16 protein-coding genes are annotated in these 17,969 nt (G+C 53.5%); 7 read left to right on the forward strand and 9 right to left on the reverse strand.

Going from position 1 to position 17,969, the window contains the following annotated elements; genetic code table 11:
* The first annotated feature begins 3 nt into the window (after window positions 1-3).
* Window positions 4-192, forward strand: coding sequence for a CPXCG motif-containing cysteine-rich protein (locus H6G13_RS07390; RefSeq protein ID WP_190482499.1), 189 nt, complete (start codon window positions 4-6; stop codon window positions 190-192).
* A gap of 47 nt (window positions 193-239) precedes the next feature.
* Here H6G13_RS07390 and H6G13_RS07395 read toward each other — a convergent pair whose 3' ends face one another.
* The gene (locus H6G13_RS07395) at window positions 240-476 is read right to left on the reverse strand and encodes a helix-turn-helix transcriptional regulator (RefSeq protein ID WP_190482500.1); all 237 of its coding nucleotides are present in this window, start codon (window positions 474-476) and stop codon (window positions 240-242) included.
* Window positions 477-592: 116 nt separating this feature from the next.
* On the opposite strand from H6G13_RS07395, the gene H6G13_RS07400 reads away from it, so the two are divergent.
* Entirely contained in the window at window positions 593-838 is a 246-nt protein-coding gene (locus H6G13_RS07400; protein ID WP_190482501.1) for a hypothetical protein, read from the forward strand.
* A gap of 132 nt (window positions 839-970) precedes the next feature.
* Here the strand turns inward: H6G13_RS07400 and H6G13_RS07405 are convergent, their stop codons facing one another.
* The 5 genes from H6G13_RS07405 to H6G13_RS07425 form a co-directional block, all read right to left on the reverse strand.
* Window positions 971-1,801 (reverse strand): intradiol ring-cleavage dioxygenase, encoded by an 831-nt coding sequence (locus H6G13_RS07405; RefSeq protein WP_347277441.1) that lies wholly within the window; start codon window positions 1,799-1,801, stop codon window positions 971-973.
* Window positions 1,802-1,884: 83 nt separating this feature from the next.
* Window positions 1,885-3,087 (reverse strand): EAL domain-containing protein, encoded by a 1,203-nt coding sequence (locus H6G13_RS07410; RefSeq protein ID WP_242028178.1) that lies wholly within the window; start codon window positions 3,085-3,087, stop codon window positions 1,885-1,887.
* Between the two features lie 247 nt (window positions 3,088-3,334).
* A complete protein-coding gene (locus H6G13_RS07415) occupies window positions 3,335-4,825 on the reverse strand; it encodes a DEAD/DEAH box helicase family protein (protein WP_190482503.1) in 1,491 nt (496 codons plus the stop codon).
* A gap of 191 nt (window positions 4,826-5,016) precedes the next feature.
* Entirely contained in the window at window positions 5,017-6,753 is a 1,737-nt protein-coding gene (locus H6G13_RS07420; RefSeq protein ID WP_190482504.1) for a GUN4 domain-containing protein, read from the reverse strand.
* Between the two features lie 16 nt (window positions 6,754-6,769).
* Window positions 6,770-7,126, reverse strand: a complete 357-nt coding sequence (locus H6G13_RS07425; protein ID WP_190482505.1) for a hypothetical protein — start codon at window positions 7,124-7,126, stop codon at window positions 6,770-6,772.
* A 246-nt stretch (window positions 7,127-7,372) separates the two neighbouring features.
* Between H6G13_RS07425 and H6G13_RS07430 the strand changes: the two genes are divergently transcribed.
* The gene (locus tag H6G13_RS07430) at window positions 7,373-8,257 is read left to right on the forward strand and encodes an isoaspartyl peptidase/L-asparaginase family protein (protein WP_190482506.1); all 885 of its coding nucleotides are present in this window, start codon (window positions 7,373-7,375) and stop codon (window positions 8,255-8,257) included.
* A gap of 34 nt (window positions 8,258-8,291) precedes the next feature.
* Here the strand turns inward: H6G13_RS07430 and H6G13_RS07435 are convergent, their stop codons facing one another.
* Window positions 8,292-11,807, reverse strand: coding sequence for a PAS domain S-box protein (locus H6G13_RS07435; protein WP_199305755.1), 3,516 nt, complete (start codon window positions 11,805-11,807; stop codon window positions 8,292-8,294).
* Between the two features lie 272 nt (window positions 11,808-12,079).
* On the opposite strand from H6G13_RS07435, the gene H6G13_RS07440 reads away from it, so the two are divergent.
* Window positions 12,080-12,526 (forward strand): hypothetical protein, encoded by a 447-nt coding sequence (locus H6G13_RS07440; RefSeq protein WP_190482508.1) that lies wholly within the window; start codon window positions 12,080-12,082, stop codon window positions 12,524-12,526.
* Between the two features lie 156 nt (window positions 12,527-12,682).
* Window positions 12,683-13,267 carry a YdeI/OmpD-associated family protein gene (locus H6G13_RS07445; RefSeq protein WP_190482509.1) on the forward strand — a complete coding sequence of 195 codons (585 nt, stop codon included), beginning with the start codon at window positions 12,683-12,685 and terminating at the stop codon, window positions 13,265-13,267.
* Between the two features lie 3 nt (window positions 13,268-13,270).
* Here H6G13_RS07445 and H6G13_RS07450 read toward each other — a convergent pair whose 3' ends face one another.
* Complete coding sequence (locus H6G13_RS07450) at window positions 13,271-14,107, reverse strand: tetratricopeptide repeat protein (RefSeq protein ID WP_190482510.1); 837 nt, start codon at window positions 14,105-14,107, stop codon at window positions 13,271-13,273.
* 140 nt (window positions 14,108-14,247) lie between these two features.
* Here H6G13_RS07450 and H6G13_RS07455 point away from each other — a divergent pair, with 140 nt between their 5' ends.
* Both H6G13_RS07455 and H6G13_RS07460 read left to right on the forward strand, forming a co-directional pair.
* On the forward strand, window positions 14,248-15,699 hold the full coding sequence (locus tag H6G13_RS07455; RefSeq protein WP_242028180.1) for an aspartate ammonia-lyase: 1,452 nt from the start codon (window positions 14,248-14,250) through the stop codon (window positions 15,697-15,699).
* Window positions 15,696-16,529, forward strand: coding sequence for an SWIM zinc finger family protein (locus H6G13_RS07460; protein ID WP_190482511.1), 834 nt, complete (start codon window positions 15,696-15,698; stop codon window positions 16,527-16,529). The genes H6G13_RS07455 and H6G13_RS07460 overlap by 4 nt, the downstream gene beginning before the upstream one ends.
* Window positions 16,530-16,767: 238 nt before the next feature.
* Here H6G13_RS07460 and H6G13_RS07465 read toward each other — a convergent pair whose 3' ends face one another.
* Window positions 16,768-17,505 carry a Crp/Fnr family transcriptional regulator gene (locus H6G13_RS07465; protein WP_190482512.1) on the reverse strand — a complete coding sequence of 246 codons (738 nt, stop codon included), beginning with the start codon at window positions 17,503-17,505 and terminating at the stop codon, window positions 16,768-16,770.
* Between the last annotated feature and the right edge of the window lie 464 nt (window positions 17,506-17,969).

Genomic DNA, 17,969 nt, shown 5'->3' on the forward strand with positions numbered 1-17,969 from the left:
TCTATGCAGTCTACCGCTGAATTTTACTGCGCCTTTTGTGGCGAGCCCAACACGACCTTTGTAGATCTATCGGCTGGGTCTCACCAGTCTTATATCGAGGATTGTCAGGTCTGCTGTCGCCCCAATCAGCTCTTTGTCAACGTTGACGAAGACACGCTGGATATCGATATCGCTAGCGATTATCAGGGCTAAGCGCTGTTCTCAGATGGCAACACTTGAACCGTCAAGCCGGCTCAGGGTTAGTCTTTTGGGGCAGGGCGGCCTAGATAAAGCGACAAGAAATCTGTGGCGGCGACTGGGTTGAGTGTCTCTAGGGCATCAACGATGTCAGGAATGGACTCAGCTAGGGGGTCTCTGGTTTCGTTAAACCATTGATTGACGGTTGCACGGTTGATGCCTATCGTGACCGCCAACCGATTTTGGCTAATTCCATAGGTTTCAAGTACCTGCCTGAGTGCTTTACCCGCTCTTCCCATGCCCCTAATCCTGTCAGAGAGGCATGGCTAAGTAAATGTTGTCAGTTGCAAACAGAGAAGAGGGATGGTATGTTTTCAGTTGAAAACATTATGACGCATTCTAAAGCGCGAAGCTAATGCTTGATCAGCAGTCCTCTAGCCCAAGTGAACCGTCGATTGAAGACATGATTATCAGCCTGGCTAACAGCGGCAAGCAGAGAAACCGAATGATTTTGATCGGTGCGCCGAAATGGGTTGAGAAAATTATTTACCTACTCCACGCTGCCCGAATCACAGAGGTTAGGGACTGGTCGCAGCAAGTGCCCACTCATCACCCAAACGAAGTCATCAGCCTCATGCAGCGCCCAAAAGTAGAGAAGTAGGTGCCATACAGCTTTGAGGGGAAATTACGACTGTTGTATCCCGCGCAAGGCTTGAGGCTGATGGCAGGGGACAGCTTACTCGGTGAAAATCTCCCTAGTTCCCCTCTTTCTACGCCAAGGCTTTTTTAACGCCTACTCAAGCCCAATCGAAAACCTGCCGACGTAACCTTCCGCTGCTTGCGTAAGCTGAAGCATGAGCTGATTACCGCCGTTTTGAAAAATGCCATCTTGGTTATTTGGTGTGCGCTGCCTTTCCGCACTGTAGGGAGATTGCCGATAAATTTGATCGGTGACGGCATCGTCAAAGTAAAGCTGGGATGTAAATTCACGAGCAGATTGAGAGGCAGAATTAGTGCGAATCTTAAAGTGAATATGAACGGCTCTACCGGGGTACCAACCGGGATAGATGGTCACAAACTGGGCAGTTCCATCGGCATCTGTGACTTGATAGCCGCGCAAAAACTTCTTGCCAACCGTATTGAATCTGCGTTCATTCACATCTGAATAAATGCCTTCTGCATCGCAATGCCAGATATCAACAACTGCATCACTTAAGGGTGTGCAGGTATCCCTGCTGACTTGAGAAACCTGAAAGACTAACTGCAGCGGCACCCCTGCCTTCACAGACCCATCTGAGGGATCGGAGCGAATATCGGAGCGGTTTAGCTTTTCATCCACAAAGTATGGACCTTCTGTTTGTTCAGGCTTGACCACACAGTTAGGGAGCGTTGCTGATCCAGCTGACGAATTTGCCGAATTTGTTGATTCAGATGAGACTGCCTGCCCACGGACGCATCCCATCAGCGAGACGGCAGCAGTTCCGCCAATGAAGCCCAGTACTTCTCGTCGGTTAAGCCCTGAAACGATTGATAGTCTTTTGGCCGAACGTCTTCTCATTATTAAAGTCAATCCTTTACCGAGAGAGCTCAAGCATACATTCGTTGAAATAGGAACGCTAAACACACCAGTGGCTCAACCCCTACAGCGTAAAAACGATTACCGCTTTCCCGCAGGACCCCTCCAAAGCAGTCCTAGCATCCACAGGTTTAGAAAAGCTGAAGCCTTTCGAGGGCATTGGCAATGGGTAGAGGTCGCCCCAGTAGGTACCCTTGCACCTTGTTTACGCCGAGCTTTCGCAAGACATTCAACTCTGCTACGGTTTCTACTCCTTCAGCGATAATTTGGCTTCTAGTTTCCTCCGCGAAACGAATGAGTGCCGCTGCCAGCGCACGTCGTTTGCGATCGGTATCAATATTCCGAATGAGACCGATATCAAGCTTAATCAAGTCTGGATTAAGTTGAAGAATGTGACGGAAACTCGCGTAGCCAGCCCCAGCATCATCGATAGCCAAAAGTAAACCTTGATTGCGCAAAGGATCTAAAACGGCACTCACTTTCGAATAGTCGGGGATGGCGACATGCTCTGTCAATTCGAGCACGATGCGATTGAGCGGAGTATCTTTAAGCACTTGAGTAATTGCGCCGCTAGAAATGTTTTCTGGCGACACATTGAGTGAAATGTAAATCCCCTCGGGAATATGATCCAGCTTGGCCAGAACTTTTTCAATCACAGCCATTTCAAGTTGCTCTCCTAGCCCAACTTTGGCAGCTTCGTTAAACCATATATCAGGGCTGCGAATAGGCTCGGCAGAAAATCGGGTTAACGTCTCAAATCCGCTAACTTTGCCTTTTACGAGGTCAAAAATGGGTTGATAAACAATCGTAAAAGCTTTGGCTTCTAGCACCGACGTAATCCGCTCAGCTATCTCTTCTCGGGCTCGGTTAGCTGCTAGCTGTCGTTCAATGACCTGAGACATAAAGTCTCCAAATAGTCGCATAATGGCAATATCTCGCTCGCCCAGGGTGAAATCGGGCCTAGAGCTGAAGCAGCAGAAGGTGCCATAGACTCGTCCAGTGCTGAGGCGAATAACGACGCTTAAATGGGCTCCAACGGGCAAAGCCATTGTAACTGGTAGTTCTAAGGCTGCCGGAACAAGTGAGGCATCTTGAATGAGTTCTGGTAGACGTCCGTCAACAACACGTTGACAATAACTTTCTTCGAGAGGGCCTGAATCATTTACTGCAATCGGTGGGTTTTCCAACGATGAATCAACGTAGCAGAAGCGGCGCATATCTTCTGAAAATTCGGATATGAATGCAACTTCCATGGAGAGGTGCATTCGTATGATCCGCAGGGCGTCTAGCAGGATGTCATCAACGGACTTATCCTTTGTTTTGGAGTCTGACAAAAGGATATTTGATACCGGTGACGGATTCCCGGATGGAGTGAAGGCAGAAATCGCGTTTGGGTCCATTTGCCAGTACAGATCGCAGCGCTTAACACGATTGGCATTTCTGATGCAAAAGAGTTGACAGCTAGGGCTGTCGCTCACCATTTTTAAGTCGGCAAGCCGGCCATGATGGATCCAGGTTCCTTACTTGGAGAGTTACCTTTAGGATAACTTGATCGGCCTTCTTAAGCGCGCAGACAATTGTTTAATCTGTTTCCTCTGACCACTCACCTTGGGGTTCAGCGGCGCGGGGTAAAGGCATCTCCTCCACCTCATAAACTGGCTTGACCGGCACGAGTTCTAGCTGCCGCGTTGGAGCGGGCTGAGGTTGGGCTGTTTGACGACGGCGCAGGGAAATGTTTTCTTCCGTGGTTTCTTCGGCCACGACCTCGTAGAGCAGGGCCAGTTTGCCTTCCTGGCCTTTACGCAGGACGCGCCCTAGCCTCTGAATGTATTCTCGTGTAGAGCCGCTGCCGGAGAGCAGAATGGCGATGCGGGCCTCGGGCACGTCTACGCCTTCGTTTAGTACGTGGGAGACAACCAGGGTAGGATAGTCGCCGTTGCGGAACTTTTGCAGAATTTCGTGGCGTTCCTTGACTGGGGTCTGGTGGGTGATGGCGGGAATCAAGAAGTCTTGGGAAATGCGATAAACCGTGGCATTGTCGTTGGTGAAAACGAGGCAGCGCTCGGGGTAGTGCTGGCCCAGCAAATCGGCCAGTACTTGGAGTTTGCCTGCGGTGCCGAGGGCGATGGTTTTGGCTTCTCGGTGGGCTAGCATGGCGCGTCTGCCGGCCTGAGATTGAGCACTGGCCCGCACAAACCGCTGCCAGCCTTCGGTGGAGCCTAGCCAGATATTTGACTCTTGTAAAAAGCGGTTGCGCCGCTGGATCATCTGCTCATAGCGGCTACGTTCGGAGTCGGAGAGCTGTACCTTGATTTGAATGATCTGATAGGGGGCTAGGGCTGTGCCAGAGAGGTCGGCAGCGGTTTTGTAGTAGACCACTGGGCCGAGGAGAGCATCAAGGTCGCTGTGGCGGCCATCGGCACGGTCGGGGGTGGCGGTCAGACCCAGGCGGTAGGGGGCGATGGAGTATTCTGCGATCGCACGGTTAAAGTCACTCGGCAAATGGTGGCACTCATCGCAGATCAGCAGGGCGTAGCAGTTCCCTAAAGTTTCGGCGTGGATGGCGGCGCTGTCGTAGGTGGCGACTAAAATCGGCGTCCTGTCACGGCTTCCGCCGCCCAATAGCCCCACTGGCACATTGGGAAAAGTCGCCTCTAGATGGGCATACCACTGGTGCATCAGGTCCAGTGTGGGCACCGTAATTAGGGTGCTGCGAGGGGTAGCCTGCATGGCCATCTGGGCCAGGTAGGTCTTGCCTGCCGCTGTGGGCAGCACCACCACGCCCCGTCGCTCGGCCTGCTTCCAGGACTGCAGCGCCTCCCGCTGGTGAGGGTAAGGCTCCATTGTGAGCTGAGGGCTGAGGTCGAGCGGCTCAAAGGCTTTGACCTTGTCCTCAAAGGGGATATCGTGCGATCGCAACGTTTCCACCAGATCCCGATACTGGTTCGCCGGAATGCGAAACTTCTCAATCCGATCATCCCAGGTAGCAAAGTCAACCCAGACCTTGCCCCGTGGCGGCGGGTGCAGCACCAGAGTGCCCCGATCAAAAGTCAGCGTTGGCGTTCGCCCCATGCCCTTTGTAGATGCTGTGTGTAAATGCCGTGTAGTAACAGCAGCTTAGCCTGTCAGGAGTACTCTAGTACATTCATCCTGCGACTGCCAATTAGTATCGGTCAGCGGCTGACGCTCTACCAAAGACAGCATCTTACAGTCCTGGCAAAAATTTGCAGCTTAAAAGCATTGCCGCCTGGAACAGGCAAGGCTCACAGCTCACAGAGCGGTGCGCCCATTAAAATCCCTAAACCGCTGGGTGTCCATTCTCCATCATCACAGTCAACATCAATGCCGCACATCCGACGCACCACAAAAAACGGCAGATGGCCAACGGGCGCTGACGTGTTAAAGATAACCTCTGACTCTGCAATGCTCGCGTTTCGGATGCGCCAACCAACTTTGGCGGCAAAGCATCTAAACGCATTCTCGTCATAAATGCCGTTTGTGGGGCCGCCACAACCCTCTACATAGAGCTTTCTCTGCACACTAAAGCCAAACTTTCCGTTGCTAGCATTGAGCCACAACCGATCGATGCTTTGCAGGACATCACAGGGAAATCTGAGAACGCTCTCAATATCTAAAAAGCCTTGCGCCTCGCGGTCAGCAATCTTGAGCAGCAGGTTCAAGGTCTCTTGGTCGGCCTGTTTCCACTGTCCTGCTCTCAGAAGGGTTTCTAATCCGGTCAAGTCATCCCGATAAGGATTGTTTAAGCTGCTGTCTGACGAGCCAAATCTTTTTAGGGCAGGGCTTGCACCAACAGCAGTAGCCAATCCCAAACTACTGAAACCCAGCCATTTGAGCATCTGCTGCCGGCTGAGAATAGATTCACCACCAATGCCGCTAGATCTTGGGGGCGGCTCTGGGGCAGTAGCGGGCCGGGTGAATCGCTGAAACAGCAGACTAAGACGAGAAGCGACTGATTGCGTCAGGGTTGACGGCTCCTCAGCAAATGCTCTAGTTAATGAACGGTCGCCTGAGAGAGAAGCTGGGGCGGTGGGCCTAGAGATTGCAAATGGGCGTTTGGTCTGAAGCCGTTTAATCTCGGCATGGAGATCTAGCAACTCCTGATCAAGTCCTCTGGCCGCAGCAATGGCTCTGACGCAAACTTGCTTGGCCAAAAGCAAGTTTCTCTCCACAAAAGCTAGCCGATAGGCATCTTTTTTAAGGGTCGCAATGTCGGTGTCCCAGGCGTGCTGGGGCATGAGGATAAAGTGATGCTTTTCCGAGGGGTCGGCGCTGATGCGGGGCATTTGCTCAGGCACCTTACCGTACTGGCGGCAAAGCTCAGGAACTCGGTGTTTTAGATAGTTGCCGAGGCGCTCTACAGTGGCACAGCTTCGCTCTCCCGGCAGATGCAGGGCTTCTAGCAGGGCGTAGGTAAAGGCTCCGTGCCCTAAATCCTCGATCTCCCAAGATTTTTGGCTGGGGCTACAGGCGGAAATGGTAATTACGCCCTGCTGCACCTCGCGGCCAATGCCTGAGCCGTCGCGGCTGCCCTGGCTGCGGCAGGCATCAAGAATCATAATCACGTTGTCAGCGCCGCACCGGCTCAGCCGCTCTCGCACATAGTTAACCTGCAACGCGGCAAAGACTTCGGTGCCTCTAGAGTTGGCATCGATCGGCATGAGATAGTCGCGATCGCAAACCCGCTCCCCGTGCCCCGCAAAGAAGAACCAGCAGTTATCGCCTGTCGTCAAAAATGGCTGCTCAAAGCGATCCTGTAAAAATGCCAGCAGATTGCCATACGTTGGCAGCGTAGGTACTGTGTGGCCGCTTGGCAGGGGCAGTGGGGGCGAGTCGTCTGAGAAATAGCAGACTTCATCAAAACCCAACGCCTCAAACAGGGCTTTGACCTGTTCAGCATCTCGCTTGGCATATTTCAAGGGAGAAAAGTTGAGGGGGTTGTAGCTGTCAATGCCAATGACTAAGGCCCAGTTTCTTGCCATCTTGCTACACCGTGCCCTAGTTTGAGCTTGCTTTCTTGAAGTGCAGCGTAATGCCACCACTACCACCCGCTTTCGCCCCTGATCCTAACAGGCTCAACTGCCCCTCTCCATTGACTTCAACTGAGAGAGTAACTTCGTCTAGCTCCAGGCTGCCCAGCTCTTCAGCCCTCGCCTGCGCCTGTTTTAAGACGCGGCCCATAGCCTGCATAAAGTCAGCCATACTCTCCTCCAGTCGGGCTGCACTCACCGGCACCGATGAACGGGGGGCTGCTACCGGCGGCATGTTCGGAGTGTAAGGATTGGGTAGATTGCCTCCACTGCGCCCGCTCTCAGGGATGTCATCGGTCACAACCCAAATGTAGTCTTCTGCCATTGTGCTGCTGTTGAGGTGCTGAGTCTGATTGTAGACGCCTATGCGGTAGTTCTAGCAGGGCGGGTGAAGTTGGCAGCCTAGCAGCTTGGCCAGTCAGTAGAAACGGGTTGACACGGCTGTTTAATCCTGGTCTATCTCTCTAAATCCGGCCAAGTCGTTCCCTCGAAAGAGTACGCCCTGAGTGAAAACAAGGACGCTAGGGATCAAGACTTTAGTTAAGCCATTAAGCAATCACAGGAGAATGAAATGGGCGCTGCCATTATTGTGCATGGGGGAGCTAAAACCGTGAAACCGGAGAAAGCAGAGGCTAACCGCGCTGGTTGCCTGGCTGCTGTAGAAGCGGGTTGGACAGTGTTGCGCAGCGGCGGTAGTGCCAGAGATGCTGTGGTGGCCGCTATCTGCAGGCTCGAAACCGATCCGGTCTTCAATGCCAGTTTAGGGGCCACGCTGGATCAAGATGGGGAGGTCAGCCTAGATGCTGGCATGATGGAGGGCAATACGCTGCGGTGGGGAGCCGTAGCAGCAGTGCAGTCGGTGCGGCACCCTATCTTTGCCGCTAACAGGCTGTTAGACGAGAAACATCTGCTGCTGGTAGGACCCAAAGCAGATGCCTACGCTCGAGACAGCGGCTGCGAAATGTGCGAACCTCCTGAGCTGATTAGCGCCGAGCAGCAGCACGAATGGGAGAGCGGAGCCGAGGTGATAGATCGTCCGGCCACCGTGGGCTGTGTGGCCCTAGATAGCAATGGCATTTTGGTGGCAGGCACGTCTACGGGCGGACTGACCGGTCAGAAGCCGGGACGGGTTGGAGACTCGGCCATTGTCGGGTCAGGTCTATATGCCAATCGGTTTGGGGGCTGCTCTACCACGGGTGATGGCGAATCGATTATGACGGTGGTACTCGCTAAGACCGCCATCGATTTTCTAGGGCAAAACTACCACCCAAATGAAGCGGCAGAGCGTGCGATCGCATCGCTCCACGAACAGGTAGAGGGAGAAGCAGGCTGCATTTTGATTGACACCCAGGGACGCATGGGCTGGGCCTACAACTCAGATCACATGCCGGTTGCCTACATGAACCTGGATCTGGCCGAACCCATTGTTTGCATCGAGCGGCCTGCCCTGGTCTGAGGCAGTTTGCGATCGCACGACCGAGCCTAACTCTCTAACTCCTAACCACCAGTTCTGCAATCAGCTTAATCAGCGCCTGGGGCTCCAACGGTTTTGACATATGCCGTTGAAACCCAGCCTCTAGCGCTTGCTGCTGGTTGTAGTCTCCGGCATAGGCAGTGAGTGCGATCGCAGGTACCTCCCCACCCAGGTCAGCAGGTAAAGCTCTGACCTGGCGTAGCAGCATATAGCCATCAGTTTTGGGCATACCAATGTCGCTCAGCAGAATATCGGGTTGAGCTTGGGCCAAGGTTGCAAGGGCAGCTTCTGCGTTTGCAGCAGTGGTCACCTCTGCGCCAGACTGCTCCAGCAAAAAAGCGACAAACTCTCGCGTGTCAGTATCATCATCAACAACCAACACGCGAACGCCCTTTAAACTGAGCGAGACATCCGACAGTGACGGCGATTCAGCGGGGACGGGTTGCGCGGGCATCAGCGGCAGCCGCACAGTAAAGGTTGCGCCCAACCCCTCCCCTGGGCTGTCTGCCCGAACGCTACCCCCATGCAGCTCTACCAAATGACGCACAATCGCCAGCCCCAGCCCCAACCCGCCAAACTTACGAGTTGTTGCACTATCACCTTGCCGGAAATAGTCAAATACATGGGGTAAAAAGTTAGGAGAAATGCCTTTGCCCGTATCACTCACCGTGATTTGGGCAAACTTGCCGCTGGTGCCTTGGCCTAGCTCATTGGGTTCAAGATCTTCTACCCGCAGCCCCTCACCAGTGACTAAAGCCAGCTTCACCTCAACTCGACCGCCAACTGGGGTAAATTTAACCGCATTAGAAAGTAAGTTCCACACCACTTGCTGCAGCCGAGTAGAGTCGCCCAAAACCATGAGCGAGGGAGCGTTTGCCAAATCTAGACTCCTCTCTCCTATCTCCCCAGTCCTTATTTCAATAGCTTTGGCTTCTGCGGCAAGCCGCACAGTTTCCAGAGCAGCTTTAGTGATTGCCGTCAGATTGACCGGGCTAACCGTGAGGTTGAGCTTGCCCCGCAAAATGCGCGACACATCCAGTAAGTCTTCGATCAGTTCGGCCTGCAGCCTGGCATTTCGTTCAATCGTAACCAGGGCTTGCTTGGCTCGCTCTGTGTCTAGCTGGCTGGTCTGCAGCAGCCTAGACCAGCCCAGAATGGGGTTAAGAGGCGACCTGAGCTCGTGGGAGAGCACGGCTAAAAACTCGTCCTTAATGCGGTTGGCAGCTTCAGCTTCGGCTCGGGCCGACTGTTCCCGCTCTAGCAACCGTTCTCGCTCCTGTTCAGCCTGCAGGCGCTCAGTGACATCAGTGTTGGTGCCAAACCAGCGCACCACCTGGCCCTGCTCATTGTGAATGGGAATAGCCCGCGAAAGAAACCAGCGATACTCTCCGTCCCTGCCTCGCAGGGGAAAGGTATCTTCCCAGGTGCTGCCAGCCGCTACACAGCTGCGAAACTTAGCGGTTACCGCCTCTACAAAGTCAGGGTGATGCACCTGCTGCCAACCCCAACCTGCCATCTCTTCAAAAGTCGTGCCCGTATACTCAAACCAGCGTCGGTTGTACCAGAAGATTGCGCCTGTCTCATCAGCCATCCAGGCCAGTTGAGCAATGTTATCGGCTAGATCGCGGAAGCGCTCTTCGCTTTGACGCAAAATCTCTTCCACGTGTCTGCGCTCAGTGATGTCCATTGAGGTCACGCCCACGCCCAGCACCTGCCCATTTGAGAGGCAAACCGGAAAGTAGTTCACCAGGCTGTGCCGCACCACGTCAGCAGGATAGGTAACCCCGACAATCTCCTGATTTAGCAGAGGCTCTCTGGTCTGCATCACTCGCTGTAGAACGGGAGCCAACAACGGTGCCCAGTTTGGCAAAACCTCCCACAGCGTGCGCCCGAAATGATGGCTTAAAGGCAGCCCATTGGTGGTAGCCAGCGCTTCGTTGGCGTGGACATAGCGTAAGTTCTGATCAAAAAAAGCAATGCCGATTGGTGAGCAGGCAATGAAAGCACTGAGAGTAGTTTGGCTCTGGCGCAGGGCTTCCTCGGCCTGTTTGCGATCGGTAATATCGAGAAACAGGCCATCCCAGACATCCCCATATTCAGTTTGCTGCGCTCGGGAGCGACCCTGAATCCACTTTAGATTTCCCGATGGGGTAGTCAGCCGCCCCTCCCACTGCCAAGGCAGTGAATCTTCAACAGCGCTGACGATTGAACTCTCAAATGAAGGCAAGTCGTCAGGATGAATCAACTCTAGTAGGGAATTGGCATCCTGAAGAATCGTTGCGGGCTCCAGTTCAACCAATTCACGGGAACCCGAACTGATGTATGTAAAGGACTTCGATCTTCCAAGGCAGGGCGCATAGCGGTAGACCATCCCGGGCATGTTACTGACAAGCAACTGAAATCTAGCTTCGCTTTGGCGCAAGGCGGCTTCTACCTGCTTGCGCTCAGTAATTTCAGTCACTAAAACAGAAACGCCCGTCTCGGAAGGATAAATATGGTTCTCAAACCAGCGCTGCCAAGGCAGGTACAGGTAGTCGAGATGAACGATGCTTTGCTCAGCGACTGCTCGATGCACTGCGGTATAAAATTCGCTCCCTACGGTTTCCGGAAAAACCTCCCAGATAGAGCGGCCCAGCAGGTTTTCTCTAGAAATGCCGACCGTCTCTACAACCCGGTCGTTGACGTAGGTGTAGCGCCACTCCCGATCCAGCACTAAAAACTGATCATTGATACTTCCTAGAACAGTTTCTAGCTGGTTCTTGGCAGCTTGAACTTCAACGTGTAGCGATCGCTCTCGGCGGGCTGCTGCTTGCTGTACGGCTTCGCTGCGTTTACGTTCACTGAGGTCTAAGACAAAGCCTGTAAATGTTTCCGCTCCCGTCATAACAGCGCCGTGCAAAACTGGCACCCGAGAGCCCTCTTTACGAATGTACTCCTTCTCAAAAGGGGTGCAGGCTCCAGTAGTTTTAAGCTCTTGTAATGCCTTTTCACTCGCTTCAAGAAACTCTGGCGGCGTCATTTCGCGCCAACGCATTCGCCCCGAACAGAGATCCTCTTTGGTATAGCCAACCATCTGTAAAAAGACGTCGTTGGCTTCTAAAACAGAGCCGCTTAAATCGGCCGCCAGCATGCCAATAAAGTTAGATTCTGCTAAACAGCCAAAGCGGGCTTCACTCTGGCGCAGGGCTCGTAGGCTAGCTTCGGCTCTTTGCTGCGCGGCTCGCTGAGCAGCATTCAGCGAGTTGATCAAAATGGCTGCCATGACAAAAATGCCTAGCTGGATCAGAGTGCCCAAATCAGGAATACTAAGTGAGTAGGCAGGCTCGATCAAAAAGAAGTTAATGGTCAGTGTAGACAGCGCAATTGCAGCTAATCCTGGCCCTAGGCCGCCGTACCAAGCACTGACCATAATGGCGGCGAAAAAGGGCGGGCTTGGGGCGGGTTCGAGGTAGGGGCTAAGCAGGAGGTTGGTCCCCAATGCCAGGGCAACGGATAGGGCAGCAACGATGTAGCGCAGTAGACGAGCAGTCAAAACCGAACCCCTCCCCCAGTCATCCCTGAGAAACTTTGAACTTGATTCACTCATCAAACACCCAACTCCTACTTTGGCCCCAACTCTGGCCCCAACTCTGGGAAGTATTGATCTAATAACTTTGATCTAATCGCTGCTGACTCTGCCCCTAGGGGTAACCGCAATTGAACTTTACTACCTTATGACAGAGGAGACTCACGCCTTGGGAGTGATTCAACCGCTGAGCCCGATGCAGTAGAAATAGGATGCTAACCGCATGGAGATTGTATACTGTGCAACTAAACTCTTTTACGAAACAGATTTCCACTGCAGGCCGCTGGATGGCTAAAGCACTGATGGGCTTTTTGGCCGTTGCCCTGCTCTGGCAAGGTGCATTCCTGGCTAACCTCTCGGCAGTCGCAGCACCTACCAACACCCTGATTGCAGCCGACTTAGGAACCGAAGCCCAGAGCAAAGTTGGCAAAGACACCGGACGCGCCAAGAATTTCATTCAAGATACCAAAGAGACGGTTGAGAAAGCGGCCCGCGACAATGCCAGCAAGGTCGATGACGCAACTGGCGACGACAGCAACTTCATCGAGCGCAGAGCCCGTCGCGATGCATCTCGCATTCACGAGCGTGCCGAGGAAGATGCTAACCGGACTGAAAAGGCCGTTGACAATACCCGTAACGCAGTTGAAGGCGCTATCGACAGCATCAAAGATGCTTTTAGCAATTAGTCAACCTAGCCGTAATCAAGGCTAGACAGCCTCAGATTCCGCAGCATATTCTCTAGGATTGCTTCGCTTCGCTCGCAATGACTCTCTGTTTTATTGCGAGGCTGCGAGGCAATCTTTATAGTGGCACTAGCGTTGTGCTTAAACTTACTGCCCCATATGCCTGAGGCTCCTGCCAACTCGACCCACCCGCTGACACGAGCCGAATGGCGAGCTTGGCTTGAGGGCAACCATACGCGCAAAGAAGGCGTTTGGCTGGTCAGCTATAAAAAAAATACGGGTAAACCTTGCTTTGAGTATGGCGATGCCGTAGAAGAAGCGCTTTGCTTTGGCTGGATTGATAGTAAACCCAATAAGCTTGATGATGAGCGCTCTTTGCTCTGGTTTGCTCCACGCAAGTCTGGCACGGGCTGGTCGAAACTGAACAAGGAGCGGGTTGAGAGGCTATTGGCGGCCGGACTCATGGCTCCTGCCGGACTAGCTAAGGTTGAAGCCGCCAAGAAAGATGGTTCTTGGACAGCTTTAGATGCGGTTGAGGCGTTAGAGATCCCTGACGATCTGGCCGCCGCCTTTGTTCTTTGCCCCGGCTCAGCAGATAATTTTGAGGCCTTTCCCCGCTCGGCCAAACGCGGCATTTTGGAGTGGATTTCTACTGCCAAAAGGCCGGAAACTCGGGCTAAGCGCATTGCAGAGACGGCTGAGCTAGCTGCTCAGAATCGCCGTGCTAACCAATGGCGCAAGTGACTTTTAGAGCGCCAGGACAGTTCGCACGGGCTGAGTATTGATCACGCTCTGAAAATTATGGTCGCTGCTGGCCATCCAACGGTACTCATCGGGGCTAAGTGCGATCGCTTTTTGCAGGTTTTCAGCGGCCTGCACCGCATCGCTCTGCAGAGCAAAGGCGGTAGCCCTGCCATACCAGGCGCTAGGGTTAGCGTCTTGAATCTTAAGGGAGCAATTAAAGGAGGTCAGAGCTTCTTCAAAACGCTCTAGCTTGTTGAGCACCATGCCTCGATAGGTCCAGGCGTAGTAGCAGTCTCGCTTGACAGCTAGAGCGGTATCGAGACTGCTCAGGGCTTCGCGGTAGCGGCGCAGATTAGCCAAGGCAACAGCTCGGCTGTACCAGGCACGGTAGCTGTTTGGCTCTAGATCAGTGAGCCGATTAAAGCTGTCTACAGCGTCTTCAAAGCGATTGAGGCGGAGTAGGGTATGGCTGCGGTTGTACCAGACTTTGGCGTTTTCGGGCTGCAGCGCTAGGGCCCGATTGAAGCTCTGGAGTGCAACCTCAAGTGACCCCATGCCGACCTGGGCAATGCCGCGTCCATACCAGGCTAGGGGGTTTTTAGGCTGCAGTGCAATGGCCCGTTGAAAACTTTCTAAAGCAGCTTCAAAGGCTTTTAGCTCGCAGAGGGCATATCCCCGATAAATCCAGGCATCGCAATGGCGTGGGTTGGTTTCTAAAGCCCGATTAAATTTGTCGACCGCAGCTTCAAATCGACCTGCGTCGAACAGAGCACCTGCCTGACCGTACCAGGTCATGGCATCGGGCGGCTGCTCATTGAGAGATTGGGCCACAGGAAGCATGGTGGTTAAGGTTTAAAAAAAGTGACTGAGAACTCCTGTTTGTCACCTGCTGATGGCAGGCTTCAATCTCGCGTATGCTTCCCGCTGATTGCTTAGATGCCAATATTATCCCTTACTCTAGAAGGGATGACTCACTTTGAATGCATTTTGTTTCGGTTATGGTGGCCAACTCAGCGGCGTATCGGATTGAGAAAGACTCGATGGGGGAGCGGCAGATCCCAGCGACTGCCTACTACGGCATTCAAACTCTGCGCGCCGTTGAAAACTTTCCCATCAGTGGCCTAACGCCGCTGCCGACTTACGTGGATGCCTGTGTGCTGATCAAAAAGGCGGCCGCGATCGCAAATGGCGAACTAGGCTGCATTGCTCCAGAAATCAGCCAGGCTATTGTCAAGGCCGCCGACGAGGTGCTGCTAGGCCAATTGCGTGACCAGTTTGTGGTCGATGTCTACCAGGCTGGGGCGGGCACGTCGCACCACATGAATGTTAACGAGGTGCTGGCTAACCGAGCGCTAGAGCTGCTGGGCGAGGAAAAGGGTAGCTACCAGCGGGTCAACCCCAACGATCACGTCAACTACGGCCAGTCCACCAACGACGTGATTCCCACAGCGATTCGGGTGGGGGGGCTGCTGGCGCTAGAGCGCAGCCTGTTTCCGGCGCTGTCGGATGCGATCGCAACCCTCGACAACAAAGCCGAGGAATTCCATGATGTAGTTCGCTCGGGCCGCACCCACCTGCAAGATGCCGTGCCTGTGCGTCTGGGCGAAAACTTTCGGGCCTGGGCCCAAATCCTCAGTGAGCACATGATCCGCATCGAGACGGCATCAGGCGATTTGACCCTGCTAGGCATTGGCGGCAGCGCTGCCGGGACTGGCCTCAATACCCATCCTGACTACCGCTTTCGGGTCGTGGCGCTACTGGCAGAGCTAATCGATCAGCCGCTGCGGCCCGCCCCTCACCTGATGGCGGCGATGCAGAGCATGGCCCCCTTTGTGGCGGTTTCTGGCGCTTTGCGCAACCTGGCCCAAGACTGCGTCAAGCTCTCCCACGACCTGCGCCTGCTCGACTCTGGCCCCAAGACGGGCTTCAAAGAAATTCAGCTGCCCCCCGTACAGCCCGGCTCATCGATCATGCCCGGCAAATACAACCCGGTAATGGCCGAGATGACCTCGATGGTCTGTTTTCAGGTGATGGGCTACGACAGTGCGATCGCACTGGCCGCCCAGGCCGGACAGCTAGAGCTGAACGTGATGATGCCGCTGATTGCCTACAACCTGATCCAGAGCATCGAGATTTTGGGCAATACTCTGGCTGCTCTCACCCATCGCTGTCTCAAAAGCATTGAGGCCAACCGCGACCGCTGCCGCGACTACGCCGAGGGCAGCCTCTCCCTGGTCACCGCTCTCAACACGCATATTGGGTACTTGAATGCGGCTGCGATCGCAAAAGAGTCTCTGGAAACCGGCAAGTCCCTGCGGCAGCTAGTGCTAGAGAAAAATCTGATGCCCCCCGATCAGCTAGCCGCCGTGCTAGATCTAGAGAAAATGAGCCAGATGCCCCCCGCCCTGCCCCCTATTCCACCTACGCTATGACCAGTTTTTCAGCGACGCCAACCCCTTCAGACTATAACCTGCAGGAAGAAGCCTGGTGGGTGCAGCAGTGGGTAGAGCTGCTCAACACCTACCGCTTCAAAAAGCGTCTGGAGCGGGGCCGCATCTATGCTCGCGAAGGCAACATCTTAAGTCTGGAATTTAAGGGCACCAAAGTAGTAGCTCTGGTGCAGGGCACCGCTCCCGAACCCTACAAGCTCTCGATCTGGATCGATGCTTTTTCCGACGAAGACTGGAGCTACGTGATCGATTCCCTGGCCGAAAAAGCAATTTACTCGGCCCAACTGCTGGCCGGAGAAATGCCCTCAGATATTGAAGCCGTCTTTACCGGCAGCGGCCTCAACCTGTTTCCCTTCACCCTCTCCGATGTCCACTCCAAGTGCAGCTGCCCCGACCCCAAAAACCCCTGCAAGCATATTGCGGCAGTGTATTACCAGCTGGGTGACTTTTTCCGCGAAGATCCCTTTGTGCTCTTTCAGCTGCGCGGCCGCACCCGAGGCCAAATTCTTGAGGCCCTGCGGCAGAAACGACTCAGCGCCACCGAAACATCTCCTAATGAAGCCGCCACAGACGAAAGCGCACCTGCTGCAGCGCCATCGCCTCCAACAACAGCCCTAAATGTTGACCACTACTGGACCTACGATGCCCCGCTCGATCCTTCCTTGGTAGTGATCACCCCGTCAGAAACCACGGTGCTAGACGTGCTCGACACGATTCCGCTTCCGGCAGAAGATGCCCAGTTTGTCACAGCTTATCTAAAGACGCTTTACCAAACCGTCGCTCAACAGGCCGTTATGACGGCCTTGAGTTAAGCAGTCTGAGATGCGTATTAGACTAAAAGACTAAAATTCTAGGGTAGGTTGAACCTTAGCAAAAGCCAAGAATCCCCTCCATGTTGGGTTGAACGAGGTGAAACCCAACCTACTCAATGCCTACCTATACCAATTCTCTAAACAGCCGCTACTTATCCACCCATCTACTCTCCTACCTCCTATCTGCAGCACTTTTTTCCGGGGTTGGTATATCCTCTCGGGCAGCCTTCTTGTCTATTTAGTTTTGTCCCATTTTATTCCTAAGGTTGCTGCCGAGCAGTTGCTCAAAATCTTTTCTGACAATTTGATAACACTCGCAGCAGCCTGCTTCCAGCCCTTCTCGATCAAGAATTGTCATGTTGCCGCGTCTGTAGCGAATTAGCCCTGCCTTTTGCAACATGCTAGCCACCACTGAAACCGTAGGCCGACGCACCCCCAGCATTTGAGAGGCAAATTCCTGAGTCATCACAAACTCGTCTTTTCGAGCCCGGTCGTGGTTCATCAAGATCCAGCGGCAAAAGCGCTCTTCTACCGAGTGAAAGCGGTTGCAAGCAGCTGATTGCGAAACCTGCATTAACCGGGCTTGAGTATAGCGCTTAAGCAGAGTTTGCAGCGACCCCTGCCGATTTGCCTCCTCCTTAAAATCCGCCGCCTTCATCTTCATGCCCTCCCCCTCAATTTGCGTAATCGCTAGATTGGTTGTGCTGTCGGCATCTAAAAAGACGGGAAGACCTACAATTCCTTCATAGCCTACAATTCCCACTTCGGCGGTCTCGCCATTTTCCATCAGGCTGAGTAGTGAGACGACGCTATTTAAAGGGAAATAAATATGCTCGATCGGCTGATCTGGCTCACAAACAGTCTGGTGAAATTCCATGTGAACTTTCTCCAGTTTGGGCAGCAGTCGCTCATACTCTTCTTCGGGTAGGGCTGCCAAGATCTGGTTTTCAATATCTGGGCCGAGCTGTTGGGGCATGAATAGCAGTATCCGTTTGCCTATCTGTGTAGAAATATAATCCAACACACTGCTTTAGCCGCTTCTGACTACCGCCCTAAGAATTTTCCGGGCTTGAGCGATCGCACAAATTTGCTAAGGGTGCTTATGGCAACCATTTTACAGAGCTACCTGCTCTAGCTTCTCTACACTGAGAACCAACTCGGCTTAAGTTCGCCTGTACAACAAATACAGATATAGGGTGAAAAGCTATAGCAATCTATCAATCAGAAATCAGTCAATCCTCTGTGGCAGGGACGTTCTGCTGATTCAATCGAGCTCTTGCTACTTTGGAGCGCGCCCTCACTTCTTTTGCCCGTTTAATAAGTGCTTGCGAGTCTTCTCTAAGTGAATGAGAGTAAGCCAGCAGATCGTCGCTTTCTGCTTTGAGTGGGGCTACGACCGATCTCCAGACATTCTCCTGCTGTAGTTCTTCTTCACGATTA

It is taken from the genome of Pseudanabaena sp. FACHB-2040, assembly GCF_014696715.1.
Taxonomy (GTDB): domain Bacteria; phylum Cyanobacteriota; class Cyanobacteriia; order Phormidesmidales; family Phormidesmidaceae; genus JACVSF01.

Coding starts and splice junctions, on each gene's coding strand:
- H6G13_RS07455 (WP_242028180.1), top strand. CDS start 14,248: ATGCATTTTGTTTCGGTTATGGTGGCCAACTCAGCGGCGTATCGGATT.
- H6G13_RS07400 (WP_190482501.1), top strand. CDS start 593: ATGCTTGATCAGCAGTCCTCTAGCCCAAGTGAACCGTCGATTGAAGAC.
- H6G13_RS07395 (WP_190482500.1), bottom strand. CDS start 476: ATGGGAAGAGCGGGTAAAGCACTCAGGCAGGTACTTGAAACCTATGGA.
- H6G13_RS07460 (WP_190482511.1), top strand. CDS start 15,696: ATGACCAGTTTTTCAGCGACGCCAACCCCTTCAGACTATAACCTGCAG.
- H6G13_RS07415 (WP_190482503.1), bottom strand. CDS start 4,825: ATGGGGCGAACGCCAACGCTGACTTTTGATCGGGGCACTCTGGTGCTG.
- H6G13_RS07450 (WP_190482510.1), bottom strand. CDS start 14,107: ATGCTTCCTGTGGCCCAATCTCTCAATGAGCAGCCGCCCGATGCCATG.
- H6G13_RS07425 (WP_190482505.1), bottom strand. CDS start 7,126: ATGGCAGAAGACTACATTTGGGTTGTGACCGATGACATCCCTGAGAGC.
- H6G13_RS07465 (WP_190482512.1), bottom strand. CDS start 17,505: ATGCCCCAACAGCTCGGCCCAGATATTGAAAACCAGATCTTGGCAGCC.
- H6G13_RS07445 (WP_190482509.1), top strand. CDS start 12,683: ATGCCTGAGGCTCCTGCCAACTCGACCCACCCGCTGACACGAGCCGAA.
- H6G13_RS07420 (WP_190482504.1), bottom strand. CDS start 6,753: ATGGCAAGAAACTGGGCCTTAGTCATTGGCATTGACAGCTACAACCCC.
- H6G13_RS07430 (WP_190482506.1), top strand. CDS start 7,373: ATGGGCGCTGCCATTATTGTGCATGGGGGAGCTAAAACCGTGAAACCG.
- H6G13_RS07390 (WP_190482499.1), top strand. CDS start 4: ATGCAGTCTACCGCTGAATTTTACTGCGCCTTTTGTGGCGAGCCCAAC.